Below are 18759 nucleotides of genomic sequence, written 5' to 3'. Positions count from 1 at the left end.
TCAAGGTGCATTTCATTTTGTAATTTTAAAGTCCTGCATGTGATACTAGATTGTTAGATTCATCTTGTAATAGTTCTGAAACAGCTTTTGCTAGAACTGAAATCGAACGATTAATTTCTTCCTGTGTATTATCGATTCCACCAAGTTCTATTAACACCATATTGTTAGCAAGATCTTGATTATAAATGCCGTCCACATGGTCTCCTTTTTTACCGATAACGCCTTTAGATATTCCAGGAACCAATTCATTTAAGTGTGAGGAAAGATGTTGGGCATAGGATTTGTTTATTAAGTAATTTGGATGCTCTTCCCCTACCACAAAATATATTTTTCCAAATGTTTCATTGTTGTAAGTTAGTGTTGAATTTTTCCTAGTTGTAGAATCTCTGTGTAAATCAATAATTATGTCATATTTATTGTTCTGAACATTATCTGTTAAATAAGGACGGACAACGTTATAGGCTTCTGGAAAAGTACGATTTGTTTTCTTTAGCTCACTCATGGTGTCAATTCCGAGAAACTCAGTTTCAATAGAATTTAGACTAAAATGATTTCTAATAATATCTTCAAAAGCGGTTATGTTTGAGGTTGAATGGTATACCTCTGCTTGACCGGTCTCATTTTTTACTATTGGTATAAAGGATTCGTGGGAGTGTGTAAATAGCAATAATGCTTTCCTAGGCTCAATGATTTTGATATTATCAAGATTTTGATTTTGAGTTGCAGCGTATACGACGACTGCTTTCTCGTCTGCTTTCTCGTCTGCTTTCTCGTCAGGCTTCTCATCAGCCATTTCCATAATTCCTATTTGTTGAGGGTTACTAAGAGTAGCTATAATAATTGGTGATATAAAAATTATTAAGAATAGTCCGATAATTATTCTTGTTTGGTTTCTCATATTAATACACCTCAAACAACAATATGTTGGAAGTTTAGGAATTAGAACTATATATTTTGTAAGATAAGAAAATTTAATACTATTAATTTTAAAGAAAAGTGCACGAAATGTTACGAATAATATTGTCAATTGGTTCATCCATTTAGTATAAGCATATACCTCCATAAATTTTCCATATTTATTTGATACACTGCCAATATATTAAATAATATAAATTGGAGAGAATGAAGATGAAATACAAAATGTGGATTACTTCCGTATTGTCGGTAAGCATTATTATAATTGGAGGTTGTAGTGCAAGTGATTCTTCTGCCAAAAATGCAAGTATGGATCATGCTAATATGACTGCAGAAGAAATGTCGAATATGGAAGGAATGGATCATTCAGATGCGAGCGATGAAGATATGGCTTCTATGGAAAACGGTCATGATAGCCATACAAACCCTTTGGCATTAAATAATTCAACTGGAGAAAATGAACTAATACTTCCACCATTAATTGAATCAAAGGATGGGGTAATAGATATTACAGCACAGCAAGGAACAACCGAATTTTACGAAGATGTTCAAACCGAAACATATGGATATAATGGTTCCTTTTTAGGGCCAATTATTCAGGTATCAAAAGATGAAACAGTAACATTTAGAACTAACAATGATTTATCAGAACCAACGACATTTCACTGGCATGGTGTAGATATTTCAGGCGAAGGTGATGGTGGTCCTCATCAAATACTACAACCAGGTGAATCAGAAGATGTAAAATTCACTGTAAATCAGGAGGCTTCCACTCTATGGTTCCATCCACATCCTGAAGGTGCTACAGCTGAGCAAGTATATAAAGGATTAGCTGGTTTAATTTATGTGGAGGATGAAAATTCGAAAAATCTAGATTTACCAAAAGAATATGGGACAAATGATTTTCCATTAGTATTCCAAGACAGACAATTTAACGAGGATAAGCAATTTGATTACCAAGCAGTAATTAACGATGATGGAACAATAGGAGATACTTTATTAATAAATGGAACATTGAATCCTAAACTTACGGTAGGTAAAGAAAAAGTTAGATTACGTATATTAAATGGTTCAAATGCTCGAAATTATTCTTTTAAACTAAATACAGGAGATTCATTCCAACAAATCGCTACAGATGGTGGTTTCTTAAATGAACCAACAACAATGAGTGAAATAACGTTAACACCCGGTGAACGTGCAGAGATTATCATTGATTTTTCAAAGTATAAAGCCTCAAGTGATATAGCGTTAATTAATGAGGAAGATACAAACCTTTTACCATTTAAAATTGATGAACAGAAAACAAATTCAAGAGATTTACCAAAAACTTTAAATAATTTTGCTGTTACAGATGAAGAAAGAAATTTACCTGTTACGAAGAAACTAGAACTTTTTGGAATGGGTGCAATGGTGACCATTAATGATAAGCAATTTGATATAGACCGAATTGACTTTACTCAAAAACAAGGGGTTACTGAAGTATGGGAAATTTATAATAAACCTGATGCAATGGGCGGAATGACACATCCATTCCACATTCATGGGACACAGTTTAAAATTATTTCAATTGATGGAAACGAACAGCCAGTAAACGAACAAGGCTGGAAAGATACTGTAGCAATTGATGCAGGAGAAACAGTGAAATTAGCTGTTAAATTTAATAACAAAGGTATATATATGTTCCATTGTCATGTTCTTGAGCATGAAGAGAATGGAATGATGGGACAAGTAAAAATAGATTAAAATTTATATTAGAATTACATACGAGTTACAAAAATAAGGATTTTCTAAGGAGTTCTCATTTCTCTGTTTGAACTAACACCTTATGGGAACATTAATACTGATTGCAATATTAATATCTAGGAGGTATTTCATGAATCAGAAATATGAAGAATGTCTTAAAGCTTGTATGGAATGTCTAAAGGCTTGTAACACATGTTTTGATGCTTGTTTAAGAGAAGGCGATGTTAAGATGATGGTCGATTGTATACGATTAGATCGCGCTTGTGCAGATGCTTGTGCCTTTGCGATACAAGCGATGACTTCGAACAGTCCTTTTGTGAAAGAAATATGCCAACTTTGTGCAGAAATTTGTGAACGCTGTGGAGAAGAGTGTGCTAAACACGAACATGACCATTGCCAAAGCTGTGCTGAGTCATGCCGCAAATGTGCTGAAGCATGTCGTCAAATGAGTGCGTAAGAAAATTTACGAAGAATACTAAAATATAATAAGGCTACTGCAAAAAGTCAAACCACATGGCTTTAGCGGTAGCCTTAAATTATTTGTGAAGAGAAAAGGAAACCGTCCACCTTTTCAATGTAGGTTGCATAATAAATTATCTTTAATTAAATGAAGAGACTCAGCAGATTTTTCCTGCAATGAATTGCACCTCATAATAAATAAGATAATATTCAAACTAGCAGTAAATGGCTAGGATAAAATGCTTGGTAGAATTTTCTTGCTACAGGCATACTTGATAGTTTATATCTAAATAATAATAAGAGTTCCCAAAACACTTAACAATTGACCACTGCATTGTTAGGATTGCTATCCATTCTAACAATCGAACACTCCTATATAAAAGTCTCTTGAATTAGAAAAAATTTCGGGTTGTCTATTGGGTAAATGATAGTATGGAAAGACTAATAAAATACCACTTTGTTTTAACCAAATGTTTTTCAATTATTCTATCATGAGAATAGCTAGCTTTTGAGAGTTAATTGTTCTCCTTATATTAGCGTTTTAAATTTAAAATATCGCAAAAAGAATTGCAGTTAAAAATAATAGAAATAAATAGCTGCTAGAATTCCTATTATTAGGATGAGGAGATTACATAGAAAGCCAAGTAATATTATTCTATTTTTTGGTATATTAATCATCATCACCGCCGAACATGTAGTCTTTCGTGTTAAGTGATATGTTTATGACTATACTTAGTGCAAAGATAGTAGCCAGAACAGAACTTCCTCCATAACTAAACAATGGAAGGGGAATCCCAGTAATAGGAACGAGCCCTATCACCATTCCAATATTTTCAAAAACATGAAATAAGATCATAGAAATAACTCCAGCAGCAATTAGAGTTTCATACTCACCTTTATTTTTATACGCTATCCTGAAAATTCTGTATATTATAATGTAATACATAAAAATTATTCCTGCAGAACCAATAAAACCAAACTCCTCCGAAATGGTTGTAAAAATAAAGTCAGAATGTGCCTCAGGTACTGCAACAACGCCATTACCGTATCCCTTCCCAGTTAACATACCTGAACCTATTGAAGTTATAGATAGACTTAATTGATAGCTTGTTCCCAAAGTATCCGCAAATGGATCCAACCAAGAATTTATCCTATCTATTTGATACCGGTCCATTACATACAATAATAAGTTCGGTCTGTATAAAAACGCCAATGCAAATAATCCTAAAGATATAATTACAGTTATAAAAACAGATAATATTATTCTCATATTAATACCTGATATGAGTATCATACCTACCATAATAGAAACCATAACCATACCAGTCCCTAAATCGGGCTGAACAGCTACTAGGATTAACGGAATTAGAGTTATACCAACAATTTTAAATAACAGAAAAAAGTCTAACTTTAAAAATCTTATTGGATATTTCACGTTATGATTAGATATTACTCTTGCTAAGTAAAGAATTAAAAAGATTTTCATGAATTCTGAAGGTTGAATAGAACCAAATCCCGGAATTAAAAACCAAGCTTTTATTCCTTTAATATTAGGTGCTATTGTTTCTGGAGATATAATAAGCAAAGCCAGAATTAAGTTACCAAATATATATAAATATAGGGATAATTTTTTTATTTGTTCAAAATCAAAAAAATATACAATTGCTGAAATGATCATACCGAATAGGAACCATATTGCTTGTTTTAACGCAAAATTATCATCATACGGCAAGTATTTTTGTGCGCTATATATGAAGGTACAGCTTACAATCATAAACAAAATAATTACCAAGTAAATTATTATATCTAGATTATTGAATTTATTTTCTTTCATTTATTTACCTCTTTATTAAATCTAATATAAATAGTAATAATAGCTATTTTATTAATATTCACCATGGGGTAGAGCCATCTTGTTAATAGAGACTAACTATAAAAACCTAAAGTGGAAAACTAGTTGTGTAGTAAATATCAGTAAATATCTTATTTTGCCATTAACTATGACCAGTGGTTTACCATTTCTTTTTAATCCAAAAAGTTGTAAATACAACCGAGAACAAGATCATAACCGCGTATAAATAATTCATTGAAATTTTTTGAAGAACCCCAAAGACTATTGCTACTTCAATGACAACTGCAGGTACTTTCCCGATTGAACTTGCAGTCATAAAAATCCATCCGGGAATAGTTGTTAAAGAAGCACCTGCGGTAACTATCCCTGATGGAACAAATGGTAGAATTCGAAATAGAATAATTAGTGTGAACACATGCATGGGAGAACTATTTTTTATAGTTTTAATAATTGTATGACTTAGCCATCCAGGATTAATTTTAGAGAAGCCCCACCGATACATGTGAAAACCAATAATTGCACCAAAAATTTCTCCAGTAAATGTAAGAATGACACCAAGCGCTAAACCCAAGGAGTTTATATTGATAGCAGTAACAAAGATACTTGGTATAAAGCCAATTGCACCAATTCCCAAGTTCAAGAAAAGTAATAAGATAAATTTGATTGTTGTGCTCATTAAAGAAATGAGTGTTATCGATTCATTCACAAACTATAAACCACCTATGATAATGTTATTAGTATTTACTCATATGGTCGCTCCAATGAGGAGGATGCTCCTTCCTTGTGTACTAATATATAATATAGAAGAAATAAGGAAAAGTTGTGGAGATTAAATTTTTTAATACCATTGTGTAGAAAACCAACGCTATTTAAGTGTTAATAGCATAAAAAAGAATGTTAAAAAGAATGTTAGTACTCATACTTGGATTAGAAATAGTATAATAAGTAGTAATATAAGTAGTAACATCTAAGCTTCTTTTATTAAAGGTGGGTTATAAATGGAAAAAGTTAGTGATTTATTATTTGTTCCTCAATATCCTGAAGATAAATTACATCCAAATTTCCTTAGTATTTATAATGAAAAATTATCTTATGCTAGAGAATTTATAAAAGATTGGGCAGAAGGATTTGAAGATCGTGACCATAAATTTGTTAAAGAGTTTCAAACAACTTTTAACTCATCGTTTTGGGAGCTATACCTTTTTGCAGTGAGCAAGGAACTTAAATTAAATGTAAATATGTCCTATAATCGTCCAGATTTTGTTATTGAAGGTGAAGATGGTTTTAATGTAGAGGCAACTATTGCTAGTCACGCACAGGATGAGACCCCAGAATGGAAAAAAGATTTTTCTAAAGATATCTTTAAAGAATGGCCAGTGGAGAAGATTGTTGATAACGCCACCATTAGAATTGCTAATGCTTTTATGAGCAAGTCTCACAAATATAAAGAATCGTATGGTCAGTTGGAACATGTTAAAGGAAAACCGTTCATTATAGCAATTACTCCTTTTGACTCGCCTTATACAAATGAGCAACGTATGCAAGCTATACATAGAGTTTTATATGGTTTTGATCGATATATAGCAGTAGACTGGGATGATGAAAATAGAGATATACTGGATGTTATATACATGGAGGAAATAGATAAAAAAAATGGAGCTAAAGTACCTTTAGGATATTTTACAACTCCCAAGTTTGCTCATATTAGCGCTGTTATTTTTAGTAATACAGCAACGTTTGGTAAAGTGAGGGTAATGTGTGATGATCCAAGAATTACTTTAGTCAGCCATTCTAGATATAACGATTTTGGTACTCAACCTATTAATGAAGTAACATTCAAAGAAAATTATGTGGAGCATTTATTAGATGGATTAATTGTCTTTCATAACCCATTTTCTAATATACCTTTTAAAAACAAAGCATTTTACCATCCTGTTATAGCTCATTCTACATTTGATAGTAAAACAAAAGAAAATGTTTCCCATATTCCACATAATTTCTTATTTCAGAGATTCATCAATACTTTTATGACTGAAGATAAACTTCCCCCGCTAGATTATATACTGCGGGTAAAAAAGATTTTAGAGGAAGCATCACAAACTACTCAAAATAGTTTTCCTAAATATCATGACTAATCAATAAAATTAAATGGAGATTCAGTCATAAAGGTGTACTCTTGTTAGGTTTCTCATTTTGAAAGCCGTTCAAAGTAATTTGTAATAACAAAAATCAATAACATTAATGTAAACATTGGGTTACTAACTATAATGTAAATACCTTAAAAGTACAATTGGATGGGTTACCAACTATAATGTAAATTAAAGTTTTTTGAAACATCCGTATTTCATTGCTGTTATTGAATTTTGGAGTTACCAACTATAATGTAACTGGACAAGAGAACAATTAAAGTTGGAAATGAGATTAAAAATAAAAAGATTTGGCGTAATTATGAAGTATATAACAGAAAGACGACAAACTTTAATAATATAATTTAACCCCAGGGAGAGTTATCCCTAGGGTTTTTTTATTGCGTAAATAACTGCATCAATGAAACAGGAGGAGCGCTTTTGTTTTCCTGCCTTACTCAATTATCTATATCCCTTATTAGTAAACAAACGAGGTTTCGCAATGACACAAATTAAGTGATTCTCTCAAGATAAATTATTGACTTCGAAAGCTACACGTATCCCAGATTCAATTGCACCCTGTATCCAACCGTGTGGGAGTGTAGTGTGTGCACCTGCAAAGTGAACACGACCCTCTGGTGTGGAAAGGTATGGAAAAAGTTCTGTTTCCTGTTCTGGCTTGAACATAGTGAATGCTCCACCTGAAAATGGATTTTGCCCCCAACTATAGGATGCTCCCGTAATAAATTCATCATAAACTTGTCGACCATGGATGGTAGCCAAGTTCTGTAAGGCCTGCTGAATTCGTTTCTCTTCACTCAAACTTTCCCATGGGAGTGAATCATCTTCCCAAGTATAGCTAGCTAAAATTACTCCAGTCTCGTTTTTATCGATATCATGGCTAGGATAATAACTAAATCGAATGGGCAAATCAGTTGCGGTTTGCCCACCTTGGATTCCTTGTTTCTCCCAAAATTTACTTTTAAACTGAAGACCTATTTTTGTGGAAGTGGAATAATGGAGTTCACGAATAGCTTTCCACTTATTATGCGAGAATGAATTATGGGGGATAACTTCAACAAATTGCAGAATCGAGAATGGAATGGTCAATATGGCTATATCGCATGTTGTTTCGAACGATTGTTTCGATTCTGTATGCTCCGAATATATAGTAACTTGGTTTTGGTGCTGAATAATTTTGGTCATCTGTTGATTAAAAATGATATTTCCCTCTAATTGTGGCAGAAATGAATTTGGGAGTTGATCGTTGCCTCCGGTAATTTCATAATACCGAGTAATTGGGTTTAAAAGAATTATAAACTCACGTAATATATCTAGAAATGCAAGCTCTGCTAAGCCCTCGATAGAAAGAAGTACCTTAATCATTTCGATGGCACCAGGCGATAAAGTCACGCCATTAGGGTTATATCTTAGAAATGCATCCATTGAATATTTATCATATTCCTTTATGACCCATTTCCAATTTTCCGTTGGATCTATATTGATAAAATCAATCACAGGTTGAATGACTGATTGTATCAACTCCAAAGCTGTTTTGCCTTTTTCATTAGGTGCGACAGGGTAGTCTAGTATATCTGGGTTTTGTTCATACAAGTATTGACGTGTTATAATTCCGTTCACGTAAATCAAGTCGTTAGGTGTACTGTTTATAAATGGATTTATTGGTAAATTGAATTTTTTTATGTACGCTAACGTTAAATTGTGAGTCGATGGAATGCGCATCGCCCCAGCTTCCATATATTGACCGTTAATAAAAGGGAAGCGTTTCGTGTATATTCGTCCCCCCACTCTTTCAGAAGCTTCAATTATGGTTACACTATGTCCGGCTTCCTCTAATAGCGAGGCAGCAACTAACCCTGACATACCTGCGCCGACAATAAGTATTCTCTTTGAGTTTTGTTTTTTACTTAATCCGTGGTGAATCATTGAAACCATTTGGTCGGGGGTTACATGAGAAAACATGGGTGTCATACTCTTTCACCTTTCACCTTAGACTTAAAATAACCCTCAAATTTTTAAGTGTTACAATTTAGTCTATTCTTCCAAATAAATATCTATGAAAATAATCTTATAAATATGGAAATTATTTAACACATTCAAAATATATCAGATTTAAGTGTTGACAATAAATTAAGTAGAATATAATGTGTATATATGAACATATCATCATATATTGGTTTTATATATTAAACGGAGGGATTATAATGGCGGATAATCATGAGCATACAAACGGTGCAAATAAAAAGGTATTACTGATTTCATTTTTCATCATTACAATCTATATGATTGTAGAAGCAATAGGCGGGTATTTGACAAACAGCTTGGCCCTTCTTTCGGATGCAGGACACATGCTAAGCGATGCCGTATCACTTGGGATAGCCCTGCTAGCATTTACATTTAGTGAAAGGGCAGCAAACGCAAGTAAAACTTATGGCTATAAGCGATTCGAAATATTAGCAGCAGTCTTAAACGGTGTAACACTAATATTGATTGCACTATTTATCTTTTATGAGGCAATTGAGCGGTTCGCGAATCCCCCTGTGGTTGCCACAAGTGGAATGCTTATTATTAGTAGTATTGGGTTAGGGGTAAACATCCTTGTAGCTTGGATAATGATGCGAGGCAGTGATACGCAAGACAATCTAAATATGCGTGGGGCATTTCTTCACGTGATCAGTGATATGCTAGGCTCAGTTGGTGCAATTATTGCAGCCTTGTTAATCATATTCTTTGACTGGGGATGGGCCGATCCATTAGCTAGTGTTATTGTCGCTGTGTTAGTTTTAAGAAGTGGTTACTCTGTAACAAAAGCATCACTCCACGTCTTGATGGAGGGAACACCTCAAAATGTTAATATAGACGAAATCGTTAAAACAATAGAAATGGAAAAAGAAATTTTAAGTGTTCATGACTTACACATTTGGTCTATTACAAGTGGTTTGAACGCACTTTCCTGCCATGTGGTGGTTGAAGAACAAATGACTATTGCAGAAAGCGAAAAGCTACTTCATAAAATCGAACATAATTTAGAACATAAAAATATTCAACATGTGACCATTCAACTTGAAACTGCAGCTCATAAACACGATAACTCTATTTTATGTACGGTAAAAGCAAAGGCACCAGATGCACATGCACACCACAATCATTAACATAATACTAAAACTTAAAAGAGAGGGTGCATTAATATGGAGAAAGAAGTACAAACTAACACACATGAATTAGATGAAGAAACTCTTTTTGTCGTATCCCAGACGTTTAAAGCGTTAGGTGATCCAACACGTATCCGTATTTTAAATTTGCTATGCTGTGAGGAGTATTCTGTTAATGATATTGCAGAGGCACTAAATTTAGGTCAGTCCACAGTTTCTCACCAGCTCCGCTTTTTGAAAAACTTGCGTTTAGTTAAGTTTCGTCGTGAAGGAACAACGTTGTATTATTCAAGTGATGATGACCATATTATGAATCTGTTGCACCAGGCAATTGATCATGCAAAACATTAAACAGAAAGATAAAAGGACTTAAGATTATTAGGTCCTTTTTTGATGAATAAGGATATGCAAAATAGTGCAGTGTAGAATTTTTATAAACAATAAAGCATTATACTTTACATACCCCCTATAGGTACTGTATTATATAAATAAGAAATAGGAGGTTGATGAGTTGGACAATTTAATAGAAGAGAATGCAAATACATCTGATCAATCTTGTAGAAAAAGTCATCATCCTGAGCATGTAAAAAAGGACTTAACGAATCGCTTAAATCGTATTGAAGGTCAAATTCGTGGAATAAAAGGGATGGTAGACAAAGACGTCTATTGTGATGATATTATCACGCAACTCTCTGCAACTCAGTCAGCTCTGAATAGTGTAGCCAAAGTACTTTTACAAGGGCATTTAAAAGGCTGTGTAGTGGATAGACTAGCAGAAGGTGACGATGAAGTACTGGATGAATTGCTTATTACGATTCAAAAATTAATGAAAAAATAAGAGGAGGAATTTAAAATGGTCAACCAAGTAACATTAAACGTACAAGGAATGTCATGTGGTCATTGTGTTAGTTCTGTAGAAGGCAGTGTAGGAAAGTTAGATGGAGTAAATGAAGTGAAGGTCGATTTAGAATCAGGAAAAGTGGACGTTTCATTTGACGAGGATAAAGTATCGCTAGATGTTATTAAAGAAACAATTGATGATCAAGGATACGATGTAAACTAGTTATGGAGGAGTGCTATGTAAGGCACTCTCTTTCTCTCGTGAATTTATACCCCCTGGTAGTATTTTGGGGTGGGTGAAAACAAGATGTATAGTGAAATATACGCAGTGACAGCTCTAGCGTTTAGTTCTATATCGGTTTTACTGATTGCATTACGTTTTTAAAAGAGCAGAAAAAACTTGAGGAGGATGACGATGAAGAAAATAGTAATAGGAATTGTTACCTTGGTTACAGCATTCACGTTGACGGCATGTGGTAGTGATGAAAAAGAAACTAGCACACATGAAAACATGGAAATGGATCATTCTGGCATGAATCACTCTAGCACAGGTGAAGTTCCGGAAGATTTGAAAGTAGCCGATAATCCTACTTACAAAGTCGGAAGCCAAGTTATTCTTGAAACAGACCATATGGAAGGGATGAAGGGGGCAGAGGCAACGATAACGGGTGCATATGAAACAACTGCCTATGTCATTTCCTACATGCCAACATCTGGTGGAGAAAGAGTGGAAAATCATAAATGGGTCATTCAAGAAGAAATTAAAGAAGCTGGGGATAATAGTTTAGAACCAGGAACCAAAGTTACCATTGAAGCAGATCATATGCCTGGAATGGAAGGTGCTACTGCTGAAATTGAATCGGCAGAACCTACGACGGTATATATGGTCGATTACACTCCAACCTCAGGTGGAGAAGTAGTCAAAAACCATAAATGGGTGACGGAAAGTGAACTATCTGCCAAATAAGAGATAAACCTTAAGAATTTAAAGAGCTTATTCCATAAAGGATAAGCTCTTTAAATTTATTTTAAAAAATCTCAACTATTTTATTGAGTATACCAGTAATATCGAGAAAAACGAGGATAATTACTAGTGGAATAATGTATTTCATTATAAAAAGCCAAATATTAAATGCAGTAGCACCTAAACGAGAATGCTGTAATAATTCCTCCCGTAAAGTACTTTTTTCTATCTTATGCGAAACAAAAATAGAGATTAAAAGTACGCCTAACGGCATTAGTATATTACTAACTAAATAATCGGCAGAGTCAAAGAGGCTCTTCGAGAAAATAAGAATATCAGCAAAAATACTATAGGATAATGCCGAAGGGACTCCTACTAAAAATATTAAAATTCCAATCATATAAGCATATTTTGTTCGCTTTTCTGCTTTTTCTTTGACTATAGATGCCACAATTATTTCTAACATAGAAAAGGCTGAAGTTAATGTGGCAAATAAAAATAATGCTAAAAAACCTATTAAGAAAACTTCACCAAAAACAATTTGATCAAACACAGCAGGCAATACAGCAAATAGTAATCCTGGTCCTTCAGCAGGTTCTAAGCCTAGGGAAAAGACAGCAGGGAAAATTGCTAAACCTGCTAACAAAGCAATCACTAAATTCATTGAAACGATTGAAATAGCTGGTTGTATTAAACTTTCTTTTTTGGAAAGATAGGAACTGTAAGTAACCATAACGGACACACCGACACTTAAAGAGAAAAAAGCTTGGCCCATCGCAAATAGGACACTTTCAGATGTAATATTCGAGAAATCCGGTGCTAGAAAGAATTTCACACCTTCCATAGCGTTATCTAGCGTTAGGGAGCGGATAATTAGAACGATAAATAGTCCGAATAAGGCGGGCATTAGAATTTTATTTACTTTTTCAATTCCATTTTGAATCCCTTTAGCCACCACTAAAACTGTTATAGCCAAGAACACAAATTGGGCAACAAGAACCAACAGAGGATTCCCAATTGTTAGGTTAAATACAGACCCATAATCTGCACCCTCACTAATTATTCCACCAAACAGACCCTTTGCAATATATATAACAATCCATCCACCAATTACACTGTAAAAAGATAATAAAAGAAAACAGGTGAATACCCCTAATTTCCCAATCCAATGCCAGTTACTATTAGGAGCAAGGCTACGATATGCACTAATAGCTTCTTTTTGCGTACTTCTACCAATAACAAACTCCGCTAATAATAAAGGGAAGCCCATAAACAAAGAAAATAAAATAAATAGAAGAAAGAATGCACCTCCTCCACTTATACCAGTAACGTAAGGAAGCTTCCAAATTGCTCCTACCCCGATAGCTGATCCTGCAGCAGATAAAATAAAACCAATCTTTGATGACCATTGCTCTGTTCTTTGCAAACTAACCAATCCAATCTATTTTTATTATGTCTTCTAATTAATTGTTAAAAGACAAAAAAAGCCACGTCTCTATCTTTTACGATAGGGACGTGGCTGTTCACGCGGTACCACCCTAATTGGAAACAAGTCTTATGTTTCCCACTTGGTAAAATAACGGTTTAATCCGTTTTTATACTATGTTCTTTAAAATATAGTATAAAAAAAGCTCCAAGAATGAAATTCACCTAATCTTTGTATCAGTTTTCACCAACCACTGATTCTCTTCTAACAGGGAGACCGGCTTAATAATGTTCTTTTCTTCGCTTGTTTAATATAAATAATATTAAACGAAATTATAGTATGATAACACCAATAGGTCAACCTTTTATTTAGTAGTAAACTCTTTGCAACCGGATTATTACTCGGCAATCGCTTCGTACCACTACATTCAGAGTCATTTTCCAAGTTTCTAAACTTTTCTGAAAAGAAATTTTAGAAATGAATCTTAACTAAGGATCGCGTCCAGAAATTTTCATTTGCAACACTGAACGAAAAGCTTGTTACAAATTATCAAATCCAAATGAGAGTAGCTTGTATGTCTCGCGAAAACGAGCGTCATCACTTTTAGTACCCATTACTACTGAAATAAGTCGTTTGTCTCCTTGTTTTGCTGTTCCTGCAAAGCAATATCCGGCAGTTTCTGTGTACCCAGTTTTTAAGCCATCTACCAGATTAAAATATAGGTCTTGATTTTCAGGATATAGCATAGAATTTGAATTCTTTAAGTTTGTACTATCGTATGCTAATTCATATTCAAGCAAATTTGTTGTTTCCACTACTTCAGGGAAATCACTTAATAACTGATAGGCTAATATTGCAACGTCCTCTGCTGTCATGATGTTCTCAGAGCCGTCTGTATTTACTAATCCAGTTGAGTTTACAAAGTTAGTTTTGGAAGAAAGACCAATTTCTTTTGCCTTTTTATTCATTAGTTCTGCAAATCTTTTCTCAGTGCCTGCTACATGCTCTGCTAAAGCTCTTGTAGCATTATTTGCTGAGGAAATAACCATTGCGCTATATAAATCACGAACAGTTAGAGCATCATTGTCTTTTACATAAATTTTCACCGCTTGTGGATCCATATTATTAGCACTGTGTGAAATTTCAACCAGATCATCCCATTTAATATTTCCATTTTGAATTTGCTCCTGAACTATATATTCTGTCATTAATTTAGACATACTTGCAACAGGGAAGGCACTGTTTGCATCTTGTTTCAGTAATATTTCTCCCGAAGAAGCATCCATTAATATTGCTGCTTGTCCTTTTATGTTAGGTGCTTTTAATGATGAATCTATGAAGGTTGTTGAGGGGCCGGAAACCTCTATTATCTCGTTCATGAAATTTTGAACTTGACTGCTCTGACTAAACTTATAAATCCCTATATAGCACACCGACAAAATGATTAAGGTAGTAAAAAAATTAACTTTCCTTTTTATCTTTCTGCGTTTCATCTTCTTTCCTCCATTTCTTCTCCTTAATATTCATTAACATAACCATATTGTAGCTATTTGATATTAAAAAAAAGGAAAGAAAAGCTAAAAAATTTCTTAAGATTAATGAGAAATTAGTTTTTAGAAAGTATCTATGTTTATAATATAAGAAGAATTTTGGAATAGGTGGTGATGTCTTGTGGCAGAGGCTATTTTAATAATAGATGACGATAAAGATATTACGAAATTGCTACGAATTTATTTAGAGGCGGAACATTACGAGGTTCATTTAGCCCATGATGGTGAAGAAGGATTAAATATGCTTAAAAGGCATTCAGTTGATTTAATAATTCTAGATGTGATGATGCCAAAAAAGGACGGTATTTTAGTTTGTCGTGAAATTCGACAAGATAACCAGACTGTTCCAATTTTAATGTTAAGCGCAAAGGCAGAGGACATGGATAAAATATATGGGCTCACTACAGGTGCGGATGATTACCTTATTAAACCTTTTAATCCTTTGGAGCTTATAGCTCGAGTGAAAGCTTTGTTAAGACGAACTGGATATTTAAAAAGCAACTCTCCTAAGGAAGGTTTGATCTATGGTCCTTTAGTAATAAATAAACAGAATCATACTGTAAATATTGATGATACCCCATTAAAATTGACCTCAATTGAATTCGATATATTATGCCTACTCTGCAGTAAGCCTGGCCGTGTTTTTAGTTCTGAAGATATCTTTCAATTGGTATGGAATGAACAGGAAATCTATTCAAGTAAAACGGTAATGGTACATATAAGTAACTTAAGAGCAAAACTAGACAGAGTGTTAAAAGGAGAAAAAATGATTGTAACTGTTTGGGGAGTTGGTTATAAAATTGACTATTAAGTCTGTGTTAAGTGAATTGGTTTTTTTCTCGAGGTGGCGCATTGTTACTGGGATTATTCTATCTGTTATTTTGTCGGCAATTTCTTTATTTATAATTAAAAATGCAGTGGTAGGCTATGTTAATACCTCAGTTGTTGGTAGCGGATTGGTTACCGAATTCGTTACTTTAGTTGGTAAGAGAAGGGTTGAAAATATTCTTTATTCACCCTGGCCTTTCCTTTTTGAACAGTTAAGTTTTTTAATAGTATTTAGTTTCTATTTTAGCTTATTTTACCTACATGAAAAAAGAAGGCAGTTTTTTATATCCTTCGATCAGCTAGTTACAGAAACTAAAAAGTATGTAAGTAGTCCAGAAATTGGGTTCAGTCCTGGCTACCGGGATGAAAGATTGTTACAACTAACAGAAAGTATAAATATGATTATAAGTAAAATGGATACACTGAGACAGGAAGAACGGAATGCTCAGAGAACAAAAAACGATCTTATTACGAATGTCTCTCACGATCTGCGTACTCCTCTGACTTCTATCATTGGTTACCTGTCACTTATTACGGAAGATAAATATAGAGATGAAGTAGAGCTAAGGTACTACATTGATATTGTCTATGAGAAGTCAACATTATTGCATAGGCTAATTCATGATTTATTTGAATATACGAGAGTGCAAAATCATCAGCTTAAAGTAAATAAGGAACCTTTAAATATAAAGGAAATGCTTGGACAACTTGTTGAACATTATCGTATTGAGTTAGAGCAGATGCAGTATGTTTGTAATGAGAAGTATAGTTCTGAACCACTTATAACCAAAGCCGATGGTAATCTTCTTATTCGTGTTTTTGAGAACCTACTATCGAACGCTTTAAAATATGGGATAAGGAAAAAACAAATTGATATATCTGCTACTCAAAGAAATAATGACATCTTAGTAGAAGTGATAAGTTACGGGAATCCGATCCCTGCTATGGACTTACCTCATATATTCGAAAGGTTTTATCAGGTAGATAAATCACGCGGCGTGCATACTGAAAGCTCAGGATTAGGACTTGCTATTGCTAAAAGTATTGTGGAATTACATGAGGGAGAAATACAGGTAAAGAGCGACGAGGAAAAAACAGTCTTTTCCGTTTATCTGAAGCAGTTAACTAGTGTGGACAAATGAAGTATCCCTTTGGTTTAATTGTTTCATCAACTTCCTTAGAGGATGGGAAAATCGGTTATAACTAGATTTTTTAAGTGAAATGAAGTTAAGGCCCATTTGTATGTACAAATACAAATGGGCCTTTTAAGTACATATTAAGTTATTACTCGCTAGACTTTGTGTTTGAGTATTTTAACGTATTCACTATCTTTTTGCATATTTCTTACCATAAGTCATATAACGCCACATTTTCTCCAATGGCCCCATAGAAAAGAATTTGAACCAGACTATACTAAAGACTATCTGAATAGCATAGATCAAGATTGCAATATAGACAATATCCTTTGGTGAAACGACATCCAGACCAATAAGTGAAATGATAATTGTTCCTATAATGCTTTGAGCAATATAATTTGTAAAAGCCATTTGGCCGACAAATGAGATTGGTTTCAGAAATTTTAAGACATGTTTTTTTTCTAACAATAAAAATAATGTTGATAAGTAAAACAAGGTCGTTGGTATTGTCCCAAAAGCAATAAGTAAATCTACATTTTTGTCTCCGCTTTGAAAAGCATTCCAAATCGACAGAGAGAAAGGGATGAACAAAAGAAAGGTTCCAGCTTGCATCCATCGAATCTGTTTGGACAAACTTTGTATCTGTACAAGCCACCCTGCTTTAGCTGTTAAAAAACCAGCCAGAAACATAATGAATATTAGTATTAAATCGTTAGAAAAGAATTCTAAGATTGGTAAGAGCAGTTTCGTAGGCAAGAAAATCATTAATACTAGAGAAACTAAGTGGATAGTTGTCATTCCAACAAGCCACTTTTTGATGGTAGAAACTCTAGCGCGATAAAAAGGGATTAAAAACAACCCAACAATCGAGTATACATGTAGAATTGTTCCCCAAAATATGATTGAATGTATGATCCCAAGAAGTAAGAGAGTTAATAAACGTCTTACCATTCGTAATCTAGGTTTGTCACCCCGTTTTTCCGCTCTTGAAGCAAAAATAAATAGACCTGCACCAAATAGGAAAGAAAAAATGGAAAAGAATTTCTTCTCCACTATGATTGCTATTAGTTGGTGGATAACTCCATTAACACCACTATAATCTGGTAGTGGTTGTCCTTCTATAATAATTTTATATGCTGCAACATTTATCAGTAGTATACCAAGTAGGGCAATTCCACGAATAATGTCTAATGAAATAATTCTTTTTTTTTTTGAAATGGACGGATTCATTATAATTCTCCTTTAAGTTTTATATTACTTTGCTTAAAGGTTAGTATAATTATCGAACCTTACGTTATATTAATAGCAACCTTACAGCAACCTTAAAACTTTTAGGGCTGTGGTAGTGCTGATGAACACCACTTATTATAAGCCATCCGTATTTTTATCAATGGGTGCTTGGGTCATCTATTTTAAAGAATAAGAAAGTATATAAAATGTGCCATGAACTCTGGGTTCTTGGTACATTTTAAGGATGAATAATCCTGTGATTTTCTTACATGTGGACGCTTTACGCGGGCGTTGCCTAAGGCTGATCCCGCTGGAGTCGCCACATTCCACGATTAATCAATTATAGCGTAGTACAACAATTTAAATATTGACAAAGTATATCGCTTAGATGATAAAATTGATCCAATTTTAGAAAGTGATTATATTCTTAGTAATCGCCTATGAATTAGAAGTGCTATTATTTAAAGATAGATGAAGGAAGTGAATTTTATTTGTGCTAGTCCATTTCAACACGACT

General features: G+C 33.8%; 17 protein-coding genes and 1 other annotated feature. Of the genes, 10 read left to right on the top strand and 7 right to left on the bottom strand.

The window, feature by feature from the left end; all coding sequences use genetic code 11:
* Positions 1-25: 25 nt before the first annotated feature.
* The gene (gene spoIIP / locus MKY29_RS20620) at positions 26-898 is read right to left on the bottom strand and encodes a stage II sporulation protein P (protein WP_340880675.1); all 873 of its coding nucleotides are present in this window, start codon (positions 896-898) and stop codon (positions 26-28) included.
* Positions 899-1128: 230 nt separating this feature from the next.
* Between spoIIP and MKY29_RS20615 the strand changes: the two genes are divergently transcribed.
* Both MKY29_RS20615 and MKY29_RS20610 read left to right on the top strand, forming a co-directional pair.
* The gene (locus tag MKY29_RS20615) at positions 1129-2658 is read left to right on the top strand and encodes a multicopper oxidase family protein (protein ID WP_340765968.1); all 1530 of its coding nucleotides are present in this window, start codon (positions 1129-1131) and stop codon (positions 2656-2658) included.
* Between the two features lie 130 nt (positions 2659-2788).
* Positions 2789-3115 carry a four-helix bundle copper-binding protein gene (locus MKY29_RS20610; protein ID WP_277587601.1) on the top strand — a complete coding sequence of 109 codons (327 nt, stop codon included), beginning with the start codon at positions 2789-2791 and terminating at the stop codon, positions 3113-3115.
* 672 nt (positions 3116-3787) lie between these two features.
* Here the strand turns inward: MKY29_RS20610 and MKY29_RS20605 are convergent.
* Both MKY29_RS20605 and MKY29_RS20600 read right to left on the bottom strand, forming a co-directional pair.
* Positions 3788-4951, bottom strand: a complete 1164-nt coding sequence (locus MKY29_RS20605) for an FtsW/RodA/SpoVE family cell cycle protein (protein ID WP_340880674.1) — start codon at positions 4949-4951, stop codon at positions 3788-3790.
* A 178-nt stretch (positions 4952-5129) separates the two neighbouring features.
* Complete coding sequence (locus MKY29_RS20600; protein ID WP_340765964.1) at positions 5130-5675, bottom strand: TVP38/TMEM64 family protein; 546 nt, start codon at positions 5673-5675, stop codon at positions 5130-5132.
* A gap of 292 nt (positions 5676-5967) precedes the next feature.
* On the opposite strand from MKY29_RS20600, the gene MKY29_RS20595 reads away from it, so the two are divergent.
* Positions 5968-7104, top strand: coding sequence for a hypothetical protein (locus tag MKY29_RS20595; RefSeq protein ID WP_340765961.1), 1137 nt, complete (start codon positions 5968-5970; stop codon positions 7102-7104).
* A 516-nt stretch (positions 7105-7620) separates the two neighbouring features.
* Here the strand turns inward: MKY29_RS20595 and MKY29_RS20590 are convergent.
* On the bottom strand, positions 7621-9087 hold the full coding sequence (locus MKY29_RS20590) for a flavin monoamine oxidase family protein (RefSeq protein WP_420877795.1): 1467 nt from the start codon (positions 9085-9087) through the stop codon (positions 7621-7623).
* A 233-nt stretch (positions 9088-9320) separates the two neighbouring features.
* Between MKY29_RS20590 and MKY29_RS20585 the strand changes: the two genes are divergently transcribed.
* From MKY29_RS20585 to MKY29_RS20565, 5 genes are all read left to right on the top strand, one after another.
* Complete coding sequence (locus tag MKY29_RS20585; protein ID WP_340880673.1) at positions 9321-10268, top strand: cation diffusion facilitator family transporter; 948 nt, start codon at positions 9321-9323, stop codon at positions 10266-10268.
* Between the two features lie 36 nt (positions 10269-10304).
* Positions 10305-10619 (top strand): ArsR/SmtB family transcription factor, encoded by a 315-nt coding sequence (locus MKY29_RS20580; RefSeq protein ID WP_090565780.1) that lies wholly within the window; start codon positions 10305-10307, stop codon positions 10617-10619.
* A gap of 160 nt (positions 10620-10779) precedes the next feature.
* Entirely contained in the window at positions 10780-11106 is a 327-nt protein-coding gene (locus MKY29_RS20575) for a metal-sensing transcriptional repressor (RefSeq protein ID WP_093496233.1), read from the top strand.
* Between the two features lie 15 nt (positions 11107-11121).
* Positions 11122-11331 carry a copper chaperone CopZ gene (gene copZ, locus MKY29_RS20570; RefSeq protein WP_090565784.1) on the top strand — a complete coding sequence of 70 codons (210 nt, stop codon included), beginning with the start codon at positions 11122-11124 and terminating at the stop codon, positions 11329-11331.
* A gap of 186 nt (positions 11332-11517) precedes the next feature.
* Entirely contained in the window at positions 11518-12075 is a 558-nt protein-coding gene (locus MKY29_RS20565; RefSeq protein WP_241598140.1) for a YdhK family protein, read from the top strand.
* A gap of 61 nt (positions 12076-12136) precedes the next feature.
* Here MKY29_RS20565 and MKY29_RS20560 read toward each other — a convergent pair whose 3' ends face one another.
* Both MKY29_RS20560 and MKY29_RS20555 read right to left on the bottom strand, forming a co-directional pair.
* Positions 12137-13498: a sodium-dependent transporter gene (locus MKY29_RS20560; RefSeq protein WP_340880910.1), complete on the bottom strand. Its 1362-nt coding sequence runs from the start codon at positions 13496-13498 to the stop codon at positions 12137-12139.
* An 80-nt stretch (positions 13499-13578) separates the two neighbouring features.
* Positions 13579-13807 (bottom strand) — a binding site (T-box leader).
* Positions 13808-14037: 230 nt separating this feature from the next.
* The gene (locus MKY29_RS20555) at positions 14038-14991 is read right to left on the bottom strand and encodes a D-alanyl-D-alanine carboxypeptidase family protein (protein ID WP_340880672.1); all 954 of its coding nucleotides are present in this window, start codon (positions 14989-14991) and stop codon (positions 14038-14040) included.
* A 178-nt stretch (positions 14992-15169) separates the two neighbouring features.
* Here MKY29_RS20555 and MKY29_RS20550 point away from each other — a divergent pair, with 178 nt between their 5' ends.
* Entirely contained in the window at positions 15170-15859 is a 690-nt protein-coding gene (locus tag MKY29_RS20550) for a response regulator transcription factor (RefSeq protein ID WP_093496237.1), read from the top strand.
* Complete coding sequence (locus MKY29_RS20545) at positions 15849-17018, top strand: sensor histidine kinase (protein WP_340880671.1); 1170 nt, start codon at positions 15849-15851, stop codon at positions 17016-17018. Before MKY29_RS20550 ends, MKY29_RS20545 begins: the two co-directional genes overlap by 11 nt.
* Positions 17019-17201: 183 nt before the next feature.
* On the opposite strand, the gene MKY29_RS20540 is transcribed toward MKY29_RS20545, so the two are convergent.
* Entirely contained in the window at positions 17202-18242 is a 1041-nt protein-coding gene (locus MKY29_RS20540; RefSeq protein ID WP_340880669.1) for a DUF418 domain-containing protein, read from the bottom strand.
* Positions 18243-18759 lie beyond the last annotated feature (517 nt).

It is taken from the genome of Psychrobacillus sp. FSL K6-2365 (assembly GCF_038003165.1).
Lineage (GTDB): Bacteria > Bacillota > Bacilli > Bacillales_A > Planococcaceae > Psychrobacillus > Psychrobacillus psychrodurans.
The sequence above is the reverse complement of the archived record's forward strand: the minus strand, read 5'-3'. Positions and strand labels throughout refer to the sequence as shown.

Bases quoted from the DNA above. Each gene is read 5' to 3' on its own strand.
- MKY29_RS20565 (WP_241598140.1), top strand. From the start codon at position 11,518: ATGACGATGAAGAAAATAGTAATAGGAATTGTTACCTTGGTTACAGCA.
- MKY29_RS20610 (WP_277587601.1), top strand. From the start codon at position 2,789: ATGAATCAGAAATATGAAGAATGTCTTAAAGCTTGTATGGAATGTCTA.
- MKY29_RS20540 (WP_340880669.1), bottom strand. From the start codon at position 18,242: ATGAATCCGTCCATTTCAAAAAAAAAAAGAATTATTTCATTAGACATT.
- MKY29_RS20595 (WP_340765961.1), top strand. From the start codon at position 5,968: ATGGAAAAAGTTAGTGATTTATTATTTGTTCCTCAATATCCTGAAGAT.
- MKY29_RS20590 (WP_420877795.1), bottom strand. From the start codon at position 9,087: ATGACACCCATGTTTTCTCATGTAACCCCCGACCAAATGGTTTCAATG.
- MKY29_RS20585 (WP_340880673.1), top strand. From the start codon at position 9,321: ATGGCGGATAATCATGAGCATACAAACGGTGCAAATAAAAAGGTATTA.
- MKY29_RS20555 (WP_340880672.1), bottom strand. From the start codon at position 14,991: ATGAAACGCAGAAAGATAAAAAGGAAAGTTAATTTTTTTACTACCTTA.
- MKY29_RS20615 (WP_340765968.1), top strand. From the start codon at position 1,129: ATGAAATACAAAATGTGGATTACTTCCGTATTGTCGGTAAGCATTATT.
- copZ (WP_090565784.1), top strand. From the start codon at position 11,122: ATGGTCAACCAAGTAACATTAAACGTACAAGGAATGTCATGTGGTCAT.
- spoIIP (WP_340880675.1), bottom strand. From the start codon at position 898: ATGAGAAACCAAACAAGAATAATTATCGGACTATTCTTAATAATTTTT.
- MKY29_RS20580 (WP_090565780.1), top strand. From the start codon at position 10,305: ATGGAGAAAGAAGTACAAACTAACACACATGAATTAGATGAAGAAACT.
- MKY29_RS20605 (WP_340880674.1), bottom strand. From the start codon at position 4,951: ATGAAAGAAAATAAATTCAATAATCTAGATATAATAATTTACTTGGTA.